19 protein-coding genes are annotated in these 18932 nt (G+C 72.3%); 11 read left to right on the forward strand and 8 right to left on the reverse strand.

The window, feature by feature from the left end; all coding sequences use genetic code 11:
• Positions 1–24: 24 nt before the first annotated feature.
• The 4 genes from AC5L3X_RS11605 to AC5L3X_RS11620 are packed head-to-tail and all read right to left on the reverse strand — an operon-like array spanning position 25 to position 1816.
• Complete coding sequence (locus tag AC5L3X_RS11605) at positions 25–567, reverse strand: hypothetical protein (RefSeq protein ID WP_494856903.1); 543 nt, start codon at positions 565–567, stop codon at positions 25–27.
• Positions 568–585: 18 nt separating this feature from the next.
• Positions 586–744 (reverse strand): hypothetical protein, encoded by a 159-nt coding sequence (locus tag AC5L3X_RS11610; protein WP_189123842.1) that lies wholly within the window; start codon positions 742–744, stop codon positions 586–588.
• Positions 745–765: 21 nt separating this feature from the next.
• On the reverse strand, positions 766–1290 hold the full coding sequence (locus tag AC5L3X_RS11615; protein WP_494856904.1) for a hypothetical protein: 525 nt from the start codon (positions 1288–1290) through the stop codon (positions 766–768).
• 4 nt (positions 1291–1294) lie between these two features.
• Entirely contained in the window at positions 1295–1816 is a 522-nt protein-coding gene (locus AC5L3X_RS11620) for a MauE/DoxX family redox-associated membrane protein (protein ID WP_494856905.1), read from the reverse strand.
• Between the two features lie 164 nt (positions 1817–1980).
• Here AC5L3X_RS11620 and AC5L3X_RS11625 point away from each other — a divergent pair, with 164 nt between their 5' ends.
• Complete coding sequence (locus tag AC5L3X_RS11625) at positions 1981–2388, forward strand: hypothetical protein (protein WP_494856906.1); 408 nt, start codon at positions 1981–1983, stop codon at positions 2386–2388.
• Positions 2389–2498: 110 nt separating this feature from the next.
• On the opposite strand, the gene AC5L3X_RS11630 is transcribed toward AC5L3X_RS11625, so the two are convergent.
• Both AC5L3X_RS11630 and AC5L3X_RS11635 read right to left on the reverse strand, forming a co-directional pair.
• Complete coding sequence (locus AC5L3X_RS11630) at positions 2499–3182, reverse strand: enoyl-CoA hydratase-related protein (RefSeq protein ID WP_494856907.1); 684 nt, start codon at positions 3180–3182, stop codon at positions 2499–2501.
• On the reverse strand, positions 3182–4324 hold the full coding sequence (locus tag AC5L3X_RS11635) for an acyl-CoA dehydrogenase family protein (protein WP_494856908.1): 1143 nt from the start codon (positions 4322–4324) through the stop codon (positions 3182–3184). The genes AC5L3X_RS11630 and AC5L3X_RS11635 overlap by 1 nt, the downstream gene beginning before the upstream one ends.
• 501 nt (positions 4325–4825) lie before the next feature.
• Here AC5L3X_RS11635 and AC5L3X_RS11640 point away from each other — a divergent pair.
• The 7 genes from AC5L3X_RS11640 to AC5L3X_RS11670 all read left to right on the forward strand — a co-directional run bounded on the left by AC5L3X_RS11640 (position 4826) and on the right by AC5L3X_RS11670 (position 12263).
• Positions 4826–5983 (forward strand): ABC transporter substrate-binding protein, encoded by a 1158-nt coding sequence (locus AC5L3X_RS11640; protein WP_494857228.1) that lies wholly within the window; start codon positions 4826–4828, stop codon positions 5981–5983.
• Between the two features lie 74 nt (positions 5984–6057).
• Positions 6058–6927 carry a branched-chain amino acid ABC transporter permease gene (locus AC5L3X_RS11645; protein ID WP_494856909.1) on the forward strand — a complete coding sequence of 290 codons (870 nt, stop codon included), beginning with the start codon at positions 6058–6060 and terminating at the stop codon, positions 6925–6927.
• Positions 6920–7924 (forward strand): branched-chain amino acid ABC transporter permease, encoded by a 1005-nt coding sequence (locus AC5L3X_RS11650; protein WP_189123835.1) that lies wholly within the window; start codon positions 6920–6922, stop codon positions 7922–7924. Before AC5L3X_RS11645 ends, AC5L3X_RS11650 begins: the two co-directional genes overlap by 8 nt.
• A complete protein-coding gene (locus AC5L3X_RS11655; protein ID WP_494856910.1) occupies positions 7921–8706 on the forward strand; it encodes an ABC transporter ATP-binding protein in 786 nt (261 codons plus the stop codon). Before AC5L3X_RS11650 ends, AC5L3X_RS11655 begins: the two co-directional genes overlap by 4 nt.
• The gene (locus tag AC5L3X_RS11660; RefSeq protein WP_494856911.1) at positions 8703–9434 is read left to right on the forward strand and encodes an ABC transporter ATP-binding protein; all 732 of its coding nucleotides are present in this window, start codon (positions 8703–8705) and stop codon (positions 9432–9434) included. The genes AC5L3X_RS11655 and AC5L3X_RS11660 overlap by 4 nt, the downstream gene beginning before the upstream one ends.
• The gene (locus AC5L3X_RS11665) at positions 9434–11080 is read left to right on the forward strand and encodes an amidase (RefSeq protein ID WP_494856912.1); all 1647 of its coding nucleotides are present in this window, start codon (positions 9434–9436) and stop codon (positions 11078–11080) included. Before AC5L3X_RS11660 ends, AC5L3X_RS11665 begins: the two co-directional genes overlap by 1 nt.
• Positions 11070–12263: an acyl-CoA dehydrogenase family protein gene (locus tag AC5L3X_RS11670; RefSeq protein ID WP_494856913.1), complete on the forward strand. Its 1194-nt coding sequence runs from the start codon at positions 11070–11072 to the stop codon at positions 12261–12263. Before AC5L3X_RS11665 ends, AC5L3X_RS11670 begins: the two co-directional genes overlap by 11 nt.
• Before the next feature lie 71 nt (positions 12264–12334).
• On the opposite strand, the gene AC5L3X_RS11675 is transcribed toward AC5L3X_RS11670, so the two are convergent.
• Entirely contained in the window at positions 12335–13246 is a 912-nt protein-coding gene (locus AC5L3X_RS11675; protein ID WP_494856914.1) for a hypothetical protein, read from the reverse strand.
• A gap of 628 nt (positions 13247–13874) precedes the next feature.
• Here AC5L3X_RS11675 and AC5L3X_RS11680 point away from each other — a divergent pair.
• Positions 13875–14672 carry a FadR/GntR family transcriptional regulator gene (locus AC5L3X_RS11680; protein ID WP_189123829.1) on the forward strand — a complete coding sequence of 266 codons (798 nt, stop codon included), beginning with the start codon at positions 13875–13877 and terminating at the stop codon, positions 14670–14672.
• A 43-nt stretch (positions 14673–14715) separates the two neighbouring features.
• Positions 14716–15501: a FadR/GntR family transcriptional regulator gene (locus AC5L3X_RS11685; RefSeq protein WP_494856915.1), complete on the forward strand. Its 786-nt coding sequence runs from the start codon at positions 14716–14718 to the stop codon at positions 15499–15501.
• Here AC5L3X_RS11685 and AC5L3X_RS11690 read toward each other — a convergent pair.
• Positions 15459–16247, reverse strand: a complete 789-nt coding sequence (locus tag AC5L3X_RS11690) for an enoyl-CoA hydratase/isomerase family protein (protein WP_494856916.1) — start codon at positions 16245–16247, stop codon at positions 15459–15461. The genes AC5L3X_RS11685 and AC5L3X_RS11690 overlap by 43 nt on opposite strands.
• 186 nt (positions 16248–16433) lie before the next feature.
• Between AC5L3X_RS11690 and AC5L3X_RS11695 the strand changes: the two genes are divergently transcribed.
• Positions 16434–18845, forward strand: coding sequence for a thiamine pyrophosphate-binding protein (locus tag AC5L3X_RS11695; protein WP_494856917.1), 2412 nt, complete (start codon positions 16434–16436; stop codon positions 18843–18845).
• The last annotated feature ends 87 nt before the right edge of the window (positions 18846–18932 follow it).

Here is an 18932-nt window from a genome sequence, read left to right on the forward strand (position 1 = left end):
ATTCGGTGGGTCACATTCGGTGGGTCAGAGCAGCGGGACGAGAGCGGTGAGGAGCGCGCCCAGGGCCAGGCCGACGATCAGGTCGGCGACCACGCGGGCGCGGACGATTCCGCCGTCGATCCAGATGTCGGCCGCGGCGAGCAACGCCGAGCCGCCGACCCGGCTCACCGCGAAGGCGGCGTACCCGGCCGCCCCGAGGACCGGGTCGGCCACGGCGAAGGCGGTCAGCGGGACGAGGTAGAACAGCCAGAACCCGATCCGCGTGGTGAACCCGAGCCCGAGCGCGAACCCGTTGAACGCCGCCGTACGCCAGTCCTCGTACGAGAGCCAGTCGGTGTCGGTCTCGCGGTCCAGTTGCCACGGCACCGGGCGGGTGACGGCTCCCGCGGCGACGGCCGACGCGCCGGTCAGGGCGAGCAGTGCCCGCATCCCAGGCTCCAGGGCCGCGCCGAGGAGGCTGAGGAGGGCCCCGGTGAGCGCCGCCGCGCCGATCGCGCACAGCACGAGCACGGCGCCGGCCACCACCGGGGAACCGAAGCACCCGGACACGCGGGCGCGCGTGATCATGATGATCACGTTCGGGCCTCAAGGGAGGGTCTGCTGAGCGAGGCCCACGATCAGCGCGGCCGTGACGAGCAGCGCCCACGGCCGCACTCCGGCCTGGTGCCCGGCGAGCACCCCGAGTCCCGCCAGCGGCATCGCCAGCGCCATCCTGAACAGCGGTTTGGAGGCCAGGCCGCCCATCTGCGTCTCCTCAAAGGGTGATCAGGGGGTCGTCGTGGAAGCCGCCGTGCCGTAACCGGCCCGCCGCAGCTGTTCCAGGTCCTCCGCGTAGCGCAGGACCCCTTTGCTCACCACCAGGCCGTCCGACACCGCGACGCCGAACGGTCCAGAGTGGACCTTGTACCGCTGCCGGACGGCGGCGGCCTCCTCCCCCACCAGCGCCCGCGCGTCGGCGGGTAGCAGGGCCCTGACGCCGGCCGCCGAGCCCGGCATGGCGCCGTCGCTGACCACGCACGCGTAACGGCCGGGGTCCGCCGAGCGCGCCACCTCGGTCGCCAGTTCGTGGCAGGGCGCGCAGTCACCGAAGAAGAACAGGACCACGTCATCGGCGCGCAGTCCGGGGAACCGGGGAGCGAGCGCGCCGATGGCGAGGCCGTCCGCGGGCGCGGCACCGCTCACGGCCACGCGATCCTGGAGGATCGACAGCTCGCGCCGTACGACGAGAAGTCCGAAGGACAGGAGGAGTAACCAGACGAGCCCCGCGAGCGTCACCCCGGTGTATCCCATGCCGTCATCCCCGTCCGTCGAGGCGGGCGCTGAACGGCTTGACGACAGCCATCGCGGAAATCAGTAAATATCCGCACGTCAATAGCGTTCCGGCGAGAATTCCGGAAATACGCTGATCCAGCGTAGGAACTCCGGGCGCGAACGCGACGTACGACGCGACACCCATCAGGACGAGGTTTCTGACCACGGTGGCCGGCGAGGTCCGCTCACCGGTGCCGAAGCAGGCGCACTCCACGCTTCGTCCCGCGGCGAGCGACCGCAGGACCACGGCCGTGAACGCGACCAGCAGCAGAAGGGCCGCGACCGCCGCCGGGAGCAGCATGGGACTCACTGCGACGGCCACGCCCACCGCGACTTCGACGGCCCCGAGGAGCCGCCCCAGACCGGGGCGCACCCGACCGGCGACACCGAAGCGGACGAGCGCCAAAGCGAGATCGAAGGGACGCCTGATCTTGGGAATGCCGCTGGCGATGAACAAGGCCGCGAGAAGTCCGCAGCCGAGACCGACTAAATCGGCGGGGTTCATGGACGTGATCGTAATTCGACGAGATACTTTGATCAATGCCTAGATCAAAGGTTATTCCGCTACTAGCGGCAATTACCCTGACATGCTGCCAATCAGCCTGTTCGGCGAGCCCGCCGCCCGCGAAACAGGCGGCCGGACCGCCGTCGGCCGAGCAGGCGCCGAGTGTGATCGGCTGGACGAGCCCCGTCTCCCCACCGGCCACCCCGGCAGACGGCGTGCCGTGCGTCGACGCGAGCCAGGCGGGTGAGAGGGGCGCCTCGGCTGGCGGTGTCCGCGCCGGCCCCTTCGGCGAGGCGCTGCGGCGGCAGCGCGGCGGGGTCGCCAAGTTCTGGGTCGCCCAGGCCCGCCACCGGGGGGCGGCGGACGCGCTGATCAAGGTCGATCACGTCGACTCGGGCACGGTCGCCTACTACGTCCGGGACGCCGCGGCCACCGCCACCACGCTCGGCGACGACGGCCGGCCCACCGAGGACAAGATCTACCCGGGCTCGGTCCTGCTTCCCGCCGACGGGCGGATCCGCATCACGATCACGATCGGCCCCGCCTCCGGCTGCTTCGCGCTCACTCTCTGAGAGCCCTCCCAAGAGCCCCCGAGCACCCTCCTGAGAGCTCCGAGCACCCTCCCGAGAGCCCGCCCCTGAGAGTCCACCCGCCGCGAGGAGCGTGGAGCGGCGCGTGCCGCTCAGCGGGCCAGGAAGTCGCGGACCTCCGCCTCGTACGCCCGAGCCGCGCGTTCGCGCTCGCCGCCGCCCCAGCTCCGGCGGGCCAGCGCGACCATCCCGGACGGCTTGCCGAGCAGCCCGGCGGCCAGAGCGGCGGCGACCTCGGCGAGGTCGGCGGACGGCACGACGACCGCCGCGCCGAGCCGGTCGAGCATCGGGGCCTCGACGCGCTCGGACGTGAGCAGCGCCCGCCTGGCCATCGGGGGCGGCAGCAGGCGGCTCAGCACGGCGTAGCCGACCGTGACCCCGACGTCGAGCTCGGGCACCCGCAGCCAGGCGTCGTCGGCGAAGACCGCGAGGTCGGCCGCGGCGGCGAGCAGCGCTCCGGCTCCGATCGCGGGCCCCTGGACGGCCACGACGACGGGGGCCGGGCAGCGCAGGACGGCGGCCAGCGCTCCGGCCCCCTCGGTGAGGCTCTCACCGAGCCGGCCGGCGGCGGTGGCCCGCTCGTGTTCGCGGAGGTCCTGGCCGGCGCTGAAGGCGCGACCGGCCGCGTCGATCAGCAGGCACTCCTCCGGCCGCGTCTCGGCCGCGACCTCGGCCAGCCGCCGGTAGGTCGCGGAGTCGAGCGCGTTGACCGGCGGCCGGTCGAGGGTCGCCCTGACCAGGGCGCCCTCGCGCCGGACCCGCAACGGCTCGCCCATCAGTAGGACCGGGGCAGGGCCAGTCGCTTGTGCGCGATGTGGTTGAGCAACATCTCGGTGCTCACCGGCGCGATGCGGAACAACCGCACCAGGCCGGACAGGGTGGCCAGGCCGTACTCGCGGGACATGCCGTTGCCGCCGAGGGTCTGCATGGCGCTGTCGAGCGCCATGGAGGCCGCCTCGGACGCCGACAGCTTGGCCATGGCGGCCTGGATGCCGCCGGGCTCGCCCCGGTCGAACGCCTGGGCGGCCGCCGCGGTCAGCAGCCGGGCGCCGGCCAGCGCGGTCTCGGCCCTGGCCAGCGGGTGGGAGATGGCCTGGTGCGCGCCGATCGGCACGTTCCAGACCGTGCGCTTGCGGGCGTAGTCGGCCGCGATGTCGATCGCGTACCTGGCGATGCCGTTCAGCAGGGCGGCGCTCACGATGCGCTCGGGGTTGAGGCCGGCGTACAGGACGGCCAGACCGGCGTCGGGGCCGACCACCGCGTCGGCGGCCACCCGGACGTCGTCGAAGAAGACGGAGTACTGGCGTTCCGGGGAGACGATCTCAACCTCGATGGGGCTGGTCGTGATGCCCGGTGCGTCCGTGGGCACCAGGAAGGCCCTCAGCGCGTCGTCCTCGGCGCGCGCGACGACGAGGAGGGCGTCGGCGTTGTCGACGTGGGACACGTAGTACTTCTGGCCGGACAGCACCCACTCCTCGCCCTCGCGGCGGGCCTTGGTCCGGATGTTGTGGCTGTTGGACCCGGCGTCGGGCTCGGTGATCGCGAAGCCGAGCACCTTGGAGCCGTCGGCCAGCCCCGGCAGCCACTCGGCCCGCTGCTCGTCGGAGCCGAACCTGCCGATGACGGTCGCGCACACGGCCGGGGAGAGGGCGAGCAGCATGATGGGTGAGCCGGCCTCGGCCACCGCCTCGGCCACGACGGCGAGCGCCTCGATGCCGGCTCCGCCTCCCCCGTGCTCCTCGGGGATGCCCACGCCGAGCGCGCCGATCCGGCCCAGGGCGTGCCAGAGCTCCCGGGCGTTGTCTCCCGCGTCGCTGGAGCGCACGTAGTAGTCGTGGCCGTAGTCGCGGCAGCTCCGCAGGACACTCTCCCGCAGGTCGGCGAGCACCTCGCTGTGGGCGTCGGGGGTGCGAAGCACGGTGGGTCCCTCCTGGTGGATGGTGGGCGGCGAGGGGAGTCGTCTTCCTCGCGAGCGACGGCCTGTGATCGGGGTACGCGCGCACGGCAACTCACCCGTAAAAGCCTGACGTATTGCATGCTACTCGACCCGCCGCCTCCGGTCGAGAGCCCTCCTCCGCGCCCCGGCCCCTTCGTCCTGGGGGACGCGACCGTCATCGCAACAGAAATTTAACCAACCGTCACATATCACCGGGACCGATCCCAAACAGGGATTTCTCTACCCGGCCGAAAGCAGGGAGGCCCTGCCCCACAGGCCCAGCGGAGATCCCCCGGCTCGCGGGCACCCGGCCGGACGGGATCTTCCAGAGCAGGACCGACCGAAGAACGTCACATTCAAGGCCTTGTTTTCCGCGAAACCTATGCTGCAAGATCTGACGTATTCACATCCGGGTTTCGCGGGGGCGCGAGGTCGACGAGTCGACGACCCGGCGTTCATGGAGGAGACAGCATGAGAGCACCTATGCGTGGCCGCTCGGCCCTCGCGGTACTCGCCGCCGCAGCCCTGACGGCCACCGCTTGCGGCACGTCTGATTCGAATAAGTCTGACGCATCCAGCGATGGTGCCGGCAGCACCTACACCATCGGAGTGCTCAACTCGACCACCGGTGAGCTCGGCGCGGTCGGCCAGCAGGAGGCCAAGGGCATGGACCTGGCCGTGGAGGAGATCAACGCGGCCGGTGGCGTCAACGGTCACCAGCTCAAGCTCGAAACCGTCGACGACCAGGGCTCGGTCAACTTGGCCACGGCCGGCTTCAAGAAGCTCGCCACCTCCACCAAGGTGCCCATCGTGATCGGCCCCGGCATCTCCGCCACCGCCAAGGCGGTGGCCCCCCTCGCCGACCAGTACGACGTCACGCAGATCCTGCTCGTCGCCCAGCCCGAAGTCGCCAACGGCACCAAGAACGTCTTCGAGGTCCCGCTGCCCGGCAAGGCCAACGCCGAGGCCGTGGTCAAGTACGCCGCGTCCAAGGGCGTCAAGAACGCCTCCATCATCTGGGCCAACAACCCCTACGGCCAGGCGGGCAACAGCGACATGACCGCCGCCGCGAAGAGCGCCGGCATCTCGATCGTCAACTCCGAGGGCTTCGACCCGGCCAAGTTCGACTTCACCGCCCAGGCCGGCAAGGTCGCGAGCGCCAACCCCGAGGCCGTCTTCCTGTGGGGCGCCGGCGGCGCCGCCGACGCCCTGGTGCTCAAGGCCGTCCGCGCCTCCGGCTACAAGGGCAAGGTCATCGGCGACCTGACCTACTCCACCTCCACCATCCCGGAGGCCGCCGGTGAGGCCGCCGACAGCGTCGTATCCCTGACCGCGGTGAACTACGGCGCGCCCGAGGGCGAGACGAAGAAGCTGATCGACGCCTACAAGGCCAAGTACAACAACGAGACGCCCACGGTGCTGGCCGTGTACGCGTACGTCGCGGTCAAGCTGGCCGCCGCCGGCATCGAGAAGGCGGGCACGTTCGAGGGCCCGGCGATCTCCGCGGCGATCCAGTCGCTCAACTACGAGAGCGTCGTCGGCAAGATGGAGTACACCGACACCTACCGCGGCGGCCCCTCCGCTGACGCGTTCAAGCCCGTCAGCTTCAAGAACGGGGAGTTCGCGCCTCCTGCCGAATGATCCGGTCCAGCAGAGACGCCAGGTGACCGGGCCGCACACGGCCCGGTCACCCTCCGCTTCGCAGGAAGGTGCCCGTGCACATCCTTGACCTTCTCGTGTCCGGCCTGACGCTGGGCTCGATCTACGCGCTCGTCGCCCTGGGCTTCCACCTCGTCTTCAAGATGACGGGGATCATCGACTTCGCCCAGGGTGACAAGGTCGTGATCGGCGGCCTGCTCGGCCTGACCCTCGTCCAGCAGGGACTGTCCACCGTGATGGTGGTCCTTCTGCTCGTCGTCGTGGCCGGGCTCCTGCTCGGCATCGCCTACGACGCGATCGTCATCCTGCCGACCCAGCGCAACGGCGCCCTGGCCGCCATGGCCGCCACGGTCGGCATGACCCTCGTCCTCGCCCACGGCCACCACCTCGTCTGGGGGCCGGACCCGAAGCCGTTCCCGCCGGTCTTCGCGGGCGGCATCGAGCTCGGCCCGCTGCGCGTGAGCTACCAGAGCATGGTGATCTGGGCCGTGGTCGTCGCCGTCGGCGTCGGGCTGGCCCTGCTGATGGGCCGCTCCCGTACCGGCCGCGGCATGGTCGCCGCCGCGACCGACCCGCTCGCGGCCACGGCCGTGGGCGTCAACGTCTCCCGCATGCGCGCGCTGTCGTTCGCCCTCGCGTTCGGGCTGGCGGCGCTGGCGGGCGTGCTGGTCGCGCCGATCACCCTCGCGGGCGGCTCCATCGGCACGGCCCTCACGATCAAGGGCTTCACCGGCGCCGTGCTCGGCGGGCTCAACAGCACCAAGGGGGTGGTGCTCGGCGCGCTCCTGCTCGGCGTGGTCGAGAGCCAGCTCGCCGCCGTGCTGCCCAACGGCAACGTGGACCCGGTGGTGTTCGTCGCCCTGGTCATCATTCTGCTATTGATGCCGAACGGCCTGTTCGGCCTGAGGAGGCAGCGCCTTGCCTGACAAAGCACTCGCCGTCAGGGCGGGGCGGCATCTCGCGCCGACCCTGATCGCCGCGGTGATCCTCATCGGGTACGTGTTCACCGATCCCGGCCCCAGCGGGCTGGCCCTGGGCGTGAACATCACGGTCGCCGCGATCGCCTCGGTCGGGCTGACCCTCGCCATCGGCGGCGCGGGACAGTTCTCGCTGGGCCAGGCCGGCTTCATGGCGATCGGCGGGTACGGCACGGCCTACCTGATGCTCGCCCACGAGGTGCAGTTCCTCTGGGCGCTGCTCGCGGCCGTCCTGCTGGCGCTGGTCGTCGGCGCGCTGGTGGGCTACATCGCGCTGCGCCTGCACGGCAACTACCTCGCGATGGCCACCCTCGCGGTCAGCAGCGGCATCTACGCGCTGCTGGTGCTGCCCGGCGAGCTGGGCGGCGCCAACGGCTACGCGCCCATCCCGTTCCCGGAGATCTTCGGCCACAAGTTCATCGACCCCGTCGACCAGTACCTGCTCGTCGCGGTGACGCTGATCCTCGTGCTGCTCGTCTCCAACTGGCTGCTGGCCTCGCGCGGCGGCAAGGAGCTCGCCGCGATCCGCGACGACGAGGTGGCCGCCCGCGCCGTCGGCGTCAACATCACCGCCCGCAAGGTGCAGATCTTCGCGCTCTCGGCGGTCATCGGCGCCCTGGCCGGCGGCGTCAACGGCCCGCTCCAGACGGCCATCGACCCGTCGCTCTACTCGCCGGCCGTGTCCATCCAGATGTTCGTCATGGTGATCCTCGGCGGACTGGGCAACATCTACGGCGCCGTGCTCGGCGCCGCGCTCGTCACCTGGCTGATCGCGGCCGTCCCCGGCAACGGCTCCTGGGCGCTGACCATCCTCGGCATGGTGGTCATCGCCTTCATGGCGCTCCTGCCCGACGGCCTGTCCGGGCTGCCCAAGCTGGCCAGGTCGCTGCTCGGCAGACTGCGCGGGCGCACTACGGAGGGCTCGATCACCGGAGGCTCGAAGTGAGGACACCAGGCACGGCCGAGGCGCGCGGCGTCACCCAGCGCTTCGGCGGGCTGACCGCCGTCTCCGACGTGAGCTTCTCCGTCGGCGCCGGCGAGATCCACGGCATCATCGGCCCCAACGGCGCGGGCAAGACGACCCTGCTGAACATCCTCAGCGGGCTGCAGCGCCCCACCCAGGGCTCGGTCGTCATCGGCGGCGACGACGTCACCCGCTGGCCAAGCCACAAGCTGGTGGCCAAGGCGCGGCTCGTCCGGACCTTCCAGACCGTACGCCTCTTCTCCAGCATGTCGGTGCACGAGAACCTGATGATCGCCGCCCGCATCGTCGCCGGGCCGGCCGAGGCCAGGACCCGCGTGGACGAGGCCCTCGACCGGCTGGATCTGACCGCGCTGGCCGCCGAGCCCGCCACCGCGCTGTCCTACGGCCTGCAGCGGCGGGTCGAGCTGGCCCGCGTGATGGTGGCCGACCCGGCGGTGGTGCTGCTCGACGAGCCGGCCGCCGGCCTGAACCCGCAGGAGCGCCGCGAACTCGCCGACACCCTCCACGCGATGCGGGACTCCGGGGTCACCGTGGTGCTGGTCGAGCACCACATGGACCTCGTCCACGCGGTCTGCCAGCACTGCACGGTGCTCGACTTCGGCAAGGTGATCAGCCGCGGCACGCCCGACGAGGTCACCCGCGACCCGGTCGTCCTGGAGGCCTACCTCGGGGGCAAGCACCACCGGGCCAGCGAGGTCGACGCCGTCATCCCGGAGGACCTGGAAGGAACGTCGAAGCCATGACCGCCACGGCACAGGACAACGCCCTGCTCGAACTGCGGGGCATCGTCTACAAGTACGGCGCGATCAGCGCGCTGCGCGACGTCGACCTGAGCGTGCGCAAGGGCGAGGCGGTCTGCGTCATCGGTCCCAACGGCGCCGGGAAGACGACGCTGGCCCGGGTCGCGGGCGGCCTGTACCGCCCGGCCAAGGGCGAGGTGCTGATCGGCGGCGAGCCGCTGCCCCGGAGCCCCCACGACGTGGTGGTCCGGGGCATCGGCAGCGTGCTGGAAGGCCGCCACCTGTTCGTCGAGCAGACGGTCACGACCAACCTGGAGCTGGGCTGCTACCGCAGCGGCCTGGACAAGGCGACCGTCGAGCAGCGGCTGGAGAAGATCATGACGCTCTTCCCGGTGCTCAGGGAGCGGGCGCACCAGCGCACCTCGACCATGTCCGGCGGCGAGCAGCAGATGGTCGCGATCGGCCGGGCGCTGATGGCCGAGCCGCAGATCCTCATCCTGGACGAGCCGTCCATGGGGCTGGCGCCGAAGATCACCGGGGAGGTGTTCGACGCGCTGGCGTCCCTGCGTCAGGGCGGCCTGTCCATCCTGCTGATCGAGCAGAACGCCCCCCTGGCGTTCGAACTGGCCGACCGCGGCTACCTCATGCGGCAGGGCGCGGTCGTGGTCGAGGGCAGCATCGACGAGCTGACCCATGACGACGTCGTCCGCTCGGCCTACCTGGGGGCGTGATGGGCTCCGGCACGGGGGCGCCGCTCTCCGGCGACCTGCTGCGCGACCTCGACGAACGGCTCTGCCGGCTGGACCTGGGCGAGCGGAGCCTGCCGGGCGCCCTCCACCAGGGCGACCCGCCGTACGAGATCTCCTCGGGCGAGGCGGGCCGGCCGGGCGGCCGGACGGCCCCGTACGGGACCGCGCCGGTTCCCGCGGACCCGCCACACGGCCGTACGGTCGCGTATCAGCGAGCGGGCGGTGAGGACGCGTCCGTGCTGGGCATGGGCGCGGCCCTGCGCGACGGGCGGCTCACGCCCCTCGACCTGCTCGATCGGACGCTGGAGCGGATCGCCCGCTCGGACGGCGAGATCCGGGCCTGGGCGCGCGTCGACCCCGTCGGCGCGCGTGCCGCCGCCCAACGCTTGACGGCGGAGCACTCGACGGCGGATCACGCCGCTGCGGAGCGCGGCCGGACGGAGCCGGCTGCCGCCACCTGGCCGGAGAACGGCTGGGGCGGGCGGCCGCTGGAGGGCATTCCGGTCGGCGTGAAGGACCTCATCGACGTGGCCGGCGTCCCGACGGGCGGCGGCTCCCGGCACCTCACGGGCCCCGGCCGCGAGCGGCTCCCCGCCGCCGACGCGGGCTGCGTCACGCGACTGCGGGCGGCCGGCGCGGTGATCGTCGGCAAGACCACCACGCACGAGTACGCCTTCGGCGGCACCACCCCGCCGACCCGCAACCCGCACGACCCGGCCCGCATCCCGGGCGGCTCCTCCGGCGGCTCGGCCGCGGCCGTGGCGGCCGGGCACGTTCGGGTGGCGTTCGGCAGCGACACGGCCGGCTCGGTGCGGATCCCGTCCTCCTACTGCGGGACGGTCGGCCTGGTCCCGTCACCGGGCCGGCTGCCCGGCGACGGCGTCCTGCCGCTGTCCTGGTCGCTGGATCGGGTGGGACTGATCACCGCCTCGGTGGAGGACCTCGCCCTCTCGGCGTACGCCCTCGGAATCAGCCCGCTGGTCGACCTCGGCGGGCCCGCCACGTTCGAGGGGGTGCGGATCGGCGTGCCGGTCGGCGCCCTGGACGAGCCCATCGACGCCGACGTGGCCGAGGCCGTCGAGAGCGCCTTCGCCACGGTCCGCGCGCTCGGCGGCGAGATCGTCGAGGTGGAGATCCCGCACGGCTGGGCGGCCATGGCCGCCGGGATGACGATCATCCTGGCGGAGTGCTTCGACTACCACCGCGATCGGCGCCGCGACGGGGCCGAGCTGTTCGGCGCGGACGTGCGCGCCATGCTCGACCTCGGCGAGCGGGTCCCCGCCGGAGCGTACGTGCGGGCGCAGCGGCTGCGGCACGTGCTGCGCGCGGAGGCGCTGGCCGCGCTGTCCGGCGTCGATGTGCTCGCCATGCCGACCATGCCGTGCGTCGCGCCCCTGGCCGAGGACGCGAATGAGGGCATGCTGCCGGTGGGCGGGACACGGGTGAGCCTCGCCGAGGCCCACCTGCGTTACAACGTGCTGGCCAACCTGGCCGCGCTCCCCTGCGCGACCCAGCCGGTCGGCGTGGACTCCGCCGGGCTGCCGATCGGCCTGCAGTGGGTGGCCGCGCCGGGCGACGACGAAAGGCTGATCACCTCCATGACCTCCTTCGCCCGCCATGGCCGCTGACGCCAACCGGGTCGCCAACCGGGTCATCGATTCGCTCCGGCTCGACGACACCTTCCTCGACGAGGAGCACCGCGCCCTGCGCGAGGTCCTGCGCAGATTCGTGAACGAGCGGATCGTCCCCCGCGCCGCCGACTGGGAGGCGGCGCGGCGGGTGCCCGGTGAGGTGTTCCGGGAGCTCGGCGAGCTGGGCCTGCTCGGCCTGTCGTTCCCCGAGGAACTCGGCGGGGGCGGCGCGGGCACGCGCGGCGCGGTCGTGTTCAACGAGGAGCTCGGACGCTCGACGTACGGGGGCGTGGCGACCTCGATCACGGTGCACACCGACTTCTCCGCGCTGCATCTGGCGCGGGCCGGCGACGACGAGCAGCGCCGGAGGTTCCTGCCGGACGTGTTGTCCGGGCGGCGGATCTGCGCGCTCGCGGTGACCGAGCCGGACGTGAGCTCCGACCTCACCCGCCTCGCGACGCGCGCCCGCAGGGACGGCGACCACTACGTGCTGGACGGCCGCAAGACGTTCATCTCCAACGCCAACCTCGCCGGCCTGTTCTTCGTCGTCGCCCGCACCGGTGAGCCCGGCTCGGGACGGCATGGGCTGTCGCTGTTCGTCGTGGAGCGGGGCACGCCCGGCCTGTCCAACGGGCGGACGTTCACCAAGGGCGGCTGGCACAGCGCCGACACCGGCGAGCTGGTGTTCGACGGGTGCCGGATTCCGGCGCGCAACCGCCTCGGCGAGGAGGGCGCGGGGTTCCGGTGGATGATGCGCGGCCTCGACCATGAGCGGATCGGCCTGTCGGCCCAGGCGGTCGGCCTGGGCGAGGCGGCGCTGGCCGCGACGGTCGGCTGGCTGCGCGAGCGTCCGGCGTACGGCAGGACGCTGTGGGACCTGCAGGCGCTCCGGCACGAGCTCGCGCGTTTCACCGCGCGGCTGTCTGCCGCCAAGACCATGCTGTACCACGCGGCGGCCAGGGCGGACGCCGGCGAGGACCCGCGCACGCACGCGGCGATGCTGAAGGCGTCGATCCCGGAGCTGGTCAACGAGCTGGTCTACAAGTGCGTGCAGTTCAGCGGCGGCGCGGGCTTCGTGACCGGCTCGGAGGTGGAGCGGATCGCGCGTGACGCCCGGTTCCTCGCCATCGGCGGCGGCTCGACGGAGGTCATGCTCGACGAGATCGCGCGGGTGATGTGACCAGGCGGCCGGGGGCGGCCGGGTCGGCACCGCCAGACGAATCAGCGCCGTCTCGGTCAGCGGCGCCTCGGTCAGCGCTGATGGAAGCAGAAGTGCGCCCCGTAGCGGGAGCGCAGGCCGAGGCGGGGACCGTCGGCGGTCTCGACGATTCCGGTGGACGCGCCGTGGGAACCGTCGGCCAGCCGCTCGGCCAGCGCGGCGAGATCGTCCATGGCGCATTCGGCGACCACTCTGGGCGCTCCCGTCATCGGGCGCGGCGGGTGACCCGGCAGGTGCTGGATGAACTCCAGCCGGGCGTTGCGCGACTTCGGGCCGCGTGTCAGCACGGCGTCGAAGCCCTCGCCAGGGCCGAGGGTGAGCAGCCGCTCCAGCGCCTCGCCCTCGAACCGGCCCGAGAAGTAGTTCCGGCCGCCGAGGACGTCCTCGGCGAACGTACGCGCGGCGGGCAGGTCATCGGTGGCGAACACCACGGCGTTGACCTCGCTCACGTCGACCTCCGGCCGCTCCCCGAGGACACAGCGGGTACGACCCTCGCGGTAGCCGACGAACGCGTGCAGCAGCCCCGAGGAGGTCTGGTCGAGCATCCGCTCCCGCACCGGGTGGGCGGTGCCGGGCAGCAGGTAGTCGACCGGGTCGCTGACGAACCGCCAGCCCCGCTCCTCGATCACGGCCTCGGTCTCGCCGGGGTGGCGCAGGTAGAAGTCCAGCGCGTACGGGCCGGGACGGTCGGGGATCCCCGCCGCGTCGGGCCTGGGCAGGCCGGGCACCGCGACGAGCCTGATCCAGCCACCGTGGCTGCCGGGCTTGCCGAGCAGCAGCGAGGTCGCGGGCGGCGACGGCAGGTCCCAGATCCGCGCCCACGCCTCGGGCTCGCGCACCGGCCCGGCCTCGACGACCTCGAAGCCCATCGCGTCGACGTACAGCCGCCGTAGCGGGCCGGTGTCGGCCACGGGCAGGACCACGACGTCGATGCCGTCGAACATCAGGCGGACTCCCTCGATCACCTGGCCCACGCGGACGTCGCTCGGCCGCAGATAAGTCTGATGTATGTCGTCGGACTCTGTCAATCGCGCCTCGGCCGTTCATGTACCGGTCGCCGCCTTCCCCGCCCTTCGTTCACCGACCTTCGCACTCCCCCTCTCCTCCAGGACCTCAGCATGTCGATCCGTCCTTCATCCGACGTTTACCGGGCCATTGCCGGACAGAACGGTCGCGCCGGCCACGGCGCTCCGCCGGCCGGCCCGCTTCGCGTCCGCGAACCGCCCGCACGGCTCCGGTGCGCCCGCCACGCCAGGAGGCGCGCCGGCGCCGCCGAGTCGGGTGGCGCCATTCCGGGGAGGTCTGAGGTTTGCTTTCCGGCTTCGCCGCCAGGTGTTTACGGCGCGCTTGACGGCGATCACGGCCCATCGTTCGCGACGGCTGTGGAACAATGACCCACGGCCCTGGAGCTGCTGGGCAAGGCCGCGTACTCTTGATGTCAGACCTATGTGAAGGATCGTCTGACAAGGGAACGTACGGCCACAGCGGGCCGTGGGCCGCCAAACGGCGGGGCAATGCGGGGAATGCGAGAGTTCCGGCTCTGAAGAGTTCATGCACGGCTTCTCTGCATTAATGACCATTCACGAAGGCGAGACCATGGGGCAGGGCAACACGTCCAGTGCGAAGGAGAGCGGCGCCGAGCGCGCGGCCTCTCCGCCGACGCCGAACACACTGCCGGTGAGCCGGTTGCGCCCGGCGTACCAACAGGTCGCCGACCAGCTCCGGGAGCTGATCCTCAACGGCTCGCTGGCCTCCGGTGACCGGCTGCCGCCCGAGGGCGACCTGGGCAGCAACTTCGGGGTGAGCCGGAGCACGGTCCGCGAGGCGCTGCGCGTGCTCGCCTCGCAGGGGCTGGTCAAGACGGTCCGGGGCACCACCGGCGGCACCTTCGTCTCACGGATCGAGCCCGCCCAGATCAGCGACTACCTGGAGACCAGCATCGGCCTGATGTCCGGCTCGGCCGCGCTGCGGCTGGCCGACATCCTCGAAGGCCGCGAGCTGCTGGAGGTCCCTGCCACCGCCCTGGCCGCGCGCCGGCGTGAGCAGCGGCACCTCGACGCGCTGCGCGACGCCGTCGAGCGCGAGAAGCACAGCCGTGGCCGCAGCGTGAAGTTCCGCGAGCACCGGCACTTCCACGGCATCATCATCGAGGCGAGCGGCAACGGCCTGCTCGCGATGATGACCGAGCCGGTGTTCCGGGTGCTCCAGACGCGTTTCCTCAATACCGACGCCCCGCCCGAGTTCTGGGCGAGGGTCGACCAGGAGCACGAGGCCATCATCGACCGCATCGAGGCCGGCGACGCCGAGGGCGCCAGCGCCGCCATGCAGGCCCACCTGAGCCGCATCCGCGACGCCTACCAAGAGGGCTGAGGCCCGGAGGGCCGGTCCCGACGAGTTGGGGAGCGTACGATACGTGAAGACGACATCGCGGGCCCGGTCCGGGGGCAACGGCTCACGAGCGGCCCTCCCCCCGGTCGACCGCATCCGTCCCGCCTACCAGCAGATGGCCGACCAGCTGCGTGACCTGGTGATCAGCGGCGGGCTCGCCCCCGGTGACCGGCTGCCCGCCGAGGGCGAGCTGGCCGGCATGTTCGGGGCCAGCCGGAGCACGGTGCGGCAGGCCCTCGGGCTGCTCGCCACGCGCGGCCTGATTACCGTGGGGCCCGGCGGCAGTTTCGTCAGCCGGATGGAGTCGTCGCAGGTGAGCGACTACCTGGAGACGAGCCTCGGACTCGTGTCGGGCTCCGAGGGCATCTCGATGGCCGACATGATGGAGGCCCGCGAGATCCTGGAGGTCCCCGCCGCCCGGCTGGCGGCCGCCCGCCACGACGAGCTCCATCTCACCCTGCTGCGCGCCACGCTGGAGCGTGAGGCGCACACCCATGGGCGCGAGGCCAAGTTCAGGGAGCACCGCAGCTTCCACAAGCTCATCGTGGCCGCGGCGGGCAACGACCTCCTCACCGTGATGACCGAGCCGGTGTTCAAGGTGCTCGAGACCAGGTTCGTGCGCCCCGACATCCCCGCGAGGTTCTGGCCCGAGATCGACGGCGAGCACGCCGGGATCCTGGGCCACATCGAGCGGGGCGAGGCCGACCTGGCGGCCGACGCCATGCGCCGGCACCTCGCCGCGCTGCGCGGCGTCTACCACGACACGGGTCAGCTCCAGGCCGGCGCGCGGTTCTCCCGCCAGGCCCGGTAGCCCTCCTGGGCGTCGGAGTCCGCCGGGGTGACGTAGGCCAGAAACTGCTCGATCTCGGGCCCCAGCGCCTCCTCGGCGCTCAGCCCCTCGGCCGTGGCGAGCTGCCGCTTGAGCGCGGCCAGGCAGGCGCGGGACTTGCCGGCGAACTGGGCCGCGAGCTCGTCCGCCGCCGTGGCGAGTTGCTCGTCGGGCACCATCTGCAGCGCCAGGCCGAGCTCCACCGCCTCGGCGGCGGGGATCCACCGCCCGGTGAGGAAGATCTCCCTGGCCCGCTGCCTGCCGACGATCCGGGGCAGCCTGGAGGTCGAGCCGCCGGCCGGGATCACGCCGAACGTGGTGTGGGCGTCGGCGATCCGCGCGGAGGCGGCGACCAGCACGAGGTCGCAGGCCAGGATCAGCTCGAAGCCGCCCGCCCTGGCCAGGCCGTTGACGGCGGCGATCACCGGCACCGGCAGCCGTTCCAGGCGCAGGGTGAGCGCGGCGACCCGTCTGATGACCCGTTCCCACACGGCTCCGTCGTCGAAGGCCCGGTCGAGCAGCGCCCGGTCGAGCCCGACGGTGAACGCCTTGCCGGTGCCGCCGATGATGAGAGCGCGCGCCTCGGGGTCGGCCTCGACGGCGTCGAGCGCCGCGTCGAGATCGTCGAGCACCTGCTCGGTCAGGCTGTTGAGCGCCTCGGGCCGGGTGAACGTGATGCGCCCGACCCGGCCGGTCACCTCCAGCGTCATGGTCTCGTACGCTCCCACGCCCGCACCCCTTCCGGCACCTGTGCTGAATATCTCTGACGTATCCTCGCCCGAGTATCGCCGCTGGACGGAACACGACGCAATATCACCAACCCAACACTGATAAAGCGTGACAATCAGCCTCGGTTCAGATAAAAATCTGACATATCCGAGTCCAGTCCGGACCATGATCGGCGAGGTGGTGCCTTGAACGAGCTCAGCGTCCCCCCGCGGCCGCCGGACCCGGCCGTGCTCGACGAGATCCAGCGGCGCGTGCTGTGGCTGGCCACGCGCATCGTGGACGCCGCCAACCGCGAGCGCGACACCGGCGACGGCGTCAAGGTCGGCGGCCACCAGGCGTCGAGCGCGTCGCTCGTCACCGCGATGACCGCGCTCTGGTTCGCCCACCTCGGCGCCGAGGACCGGGTCGCCGTCAAGCCGCACGCCTCCCCCGTCTTCCACGCCGTCCAGTACCTGCTGGGCAACCTGGATCGCTCGTACCTGACCCGGCTGCGGGCCCGCGGCGGCCTGCAGTCCTACCCCAGCCGGACCAAGGACCCCGACGGGGTCGACTTCTCCACCGGCTCGGTCGGCCTCGGCGCCGCCGCGCCGTTGTTCGCCGCGGTCACCCGCAGGTACGTCGACGCCCACTTCGGCGAACGGCCCGCGTCCCGGTTCGTGGCCCTGATCGGCGACGCCGAGCTGGACGAGGGCAACATCTGGGAGGCCGTGGCCGACCCGTCCACGGCCGGGCTGGGCAACGTCATGTGGCTGGTCGACTTCAACCGCCAGTCCCTGGACCGCGTGGTGCCCGGCATCCGCATCGACCAGTGGCGCGGCCAGTTCGAGGCGGCCGGCTGGCACGTCGTGGAGGTCAAGTACGGCCACCGGCTGCGCGAGGTCTGCGCCCGCCCCGGCGGCGGCCACCTGCGGGCCTGGATCGACGCGATGCCGAACGAGCAGTACCAGTCGCTGTTCGGCCTCCACGGCCCCGGCCTGCGCGAGCGGTTCCTGGACGGGGCGCCCGCCGAGGTCGCCGCGTTCGCCGCCGGCTTCACCGACGAGGAGCTGGCTCCGCTGGTCACCGACCTGGGCGGGCACGACCTCGCGGCCATGCTGGAGGCGTTCGCCGAGTGCGACGCCGTGCGCGACCGGCCGAGCGTGGTCTTCGCCTACACGGTCAAGGGATGGGGCCTGCCGATGGCCGGCGGCGCCCGCAACCACTCGGCCCTGCTGTCCGGCGAGCAGATCGACGACCTGCGGACGCGGACCGGCCTGGACGTCGCCACCGAGTGGGACCGGCTCGACCCGGACTCCCCCGCCGGAGCCTGGGCCGCCCGGCGCGGCGCGGAGCTGGCCCGGGCGCCACGCCGGCCGGCCGAGCCGGTCAAGGTGCCCGCGGCGACCGGCGTACGGGTGACCAAGCCGGTCTCCACGCAGGAGGTGTTCGGCCGGGTGCTGACGGACCTCGCCCGCGACGAGGCGGTGCTGCCGCGCCTGGTCACGACGGCTCCGGACGTCGCCACGTCGACCAACCTGGCCGGCTTCATCAACAAGACCGGCGTGTTCTCCCCGGCCAGCCGCCGGTCGTGGACCGAGGACCGGCTGGTGCGCTGGTCGGAGAACCCGGCCGGCCAGCACATCGAGCTGGGCATCTCGGAGATGAACCTGTTCCTGCTGCTCGGCCAGCTCGGGCTGTCGTGGGACCTGTCCGGCCAGCCGCTGCTGCCGGTGGGCACCGTGTACGACCCGTTCGTGCTGCGCGGTCTCGACGCGTTCGTCCACGGCGTCTACTCGGGGGCGCGGTTCGTCGTGGCGGGCACCCCGTCGGGCGTGACCCTGGCCCCCGAGGGCGGCGCGCACCAGTCGACGATCACCGCCTCGGTCGGGATGGAGCTGCCCGGCGTGACGTTCGTCGAGCCGGCCTACGCCACCGCCCTCGACTGGCTGCTCTGCGACGCGCTGGGCCGGATCGCCGCCGACCCCGGCGGGAGCGGCACCGGCGGGAGCGGCACCGGCGACGGAGACCGGGAGGGCGCCTACTACTTCCGGCTGAGCACCCGGCCCGTGGACCAGGCCCCCTTCGAGGCCGCCCGGTCGCGGCTGGGCGACGAGACGCTCCGGCGGCAGGCGCTGGCGGGGGCGTACCAGCTGAGGGACGCCCACCACGATCATCCCGAGCTGCGCGACGGCGGCGCGCCCGTCGTGCATCTGGCGGCCTCGGGCGCGGTGCTGCCCGAGGTGCTGGAGGCGGCGGCGGAGCTCGCCGACGAGGGGATCGCCGCGCATGTGGTCGACGTCACCTCGGCCGGCCGGCTCTACCGGTCGTGGCAGCGCTCGCTGCGCGAGGGCGTGCGGACCGCCACGACGCGGCGCGCTCCCGGCGCGCTGCGCGCGGCCTTCCCGGCGCGGGCTCCCGTGGTGACGGTGCACGACGCGGCCTCGCACGCGATGTCCTGGCTGGGCACGGCTCTCGGGGTGCCGGGCGTCCCGCTCGGCGTCGACGAGTTCGGCCAGTCCGGGACGGTGCGGGACCTGTACGAGCTGCACGACCTGCTGCCCGGCAGTATCGTCAACGCCGCCCTGGCAGCTCTCGACCTAGATTCCTCTGATGTATAAGCTACAGAGGCGTCAAGCGCTTCCAGGCTGGACGAGGTGAAGTGCCGATTCCAGCATGAGTCAACCCCCGCCGATCCTTGGACAGGG

This window comes from Nonomuraea sp. CX421 (genome assembly GCF_059358955.1).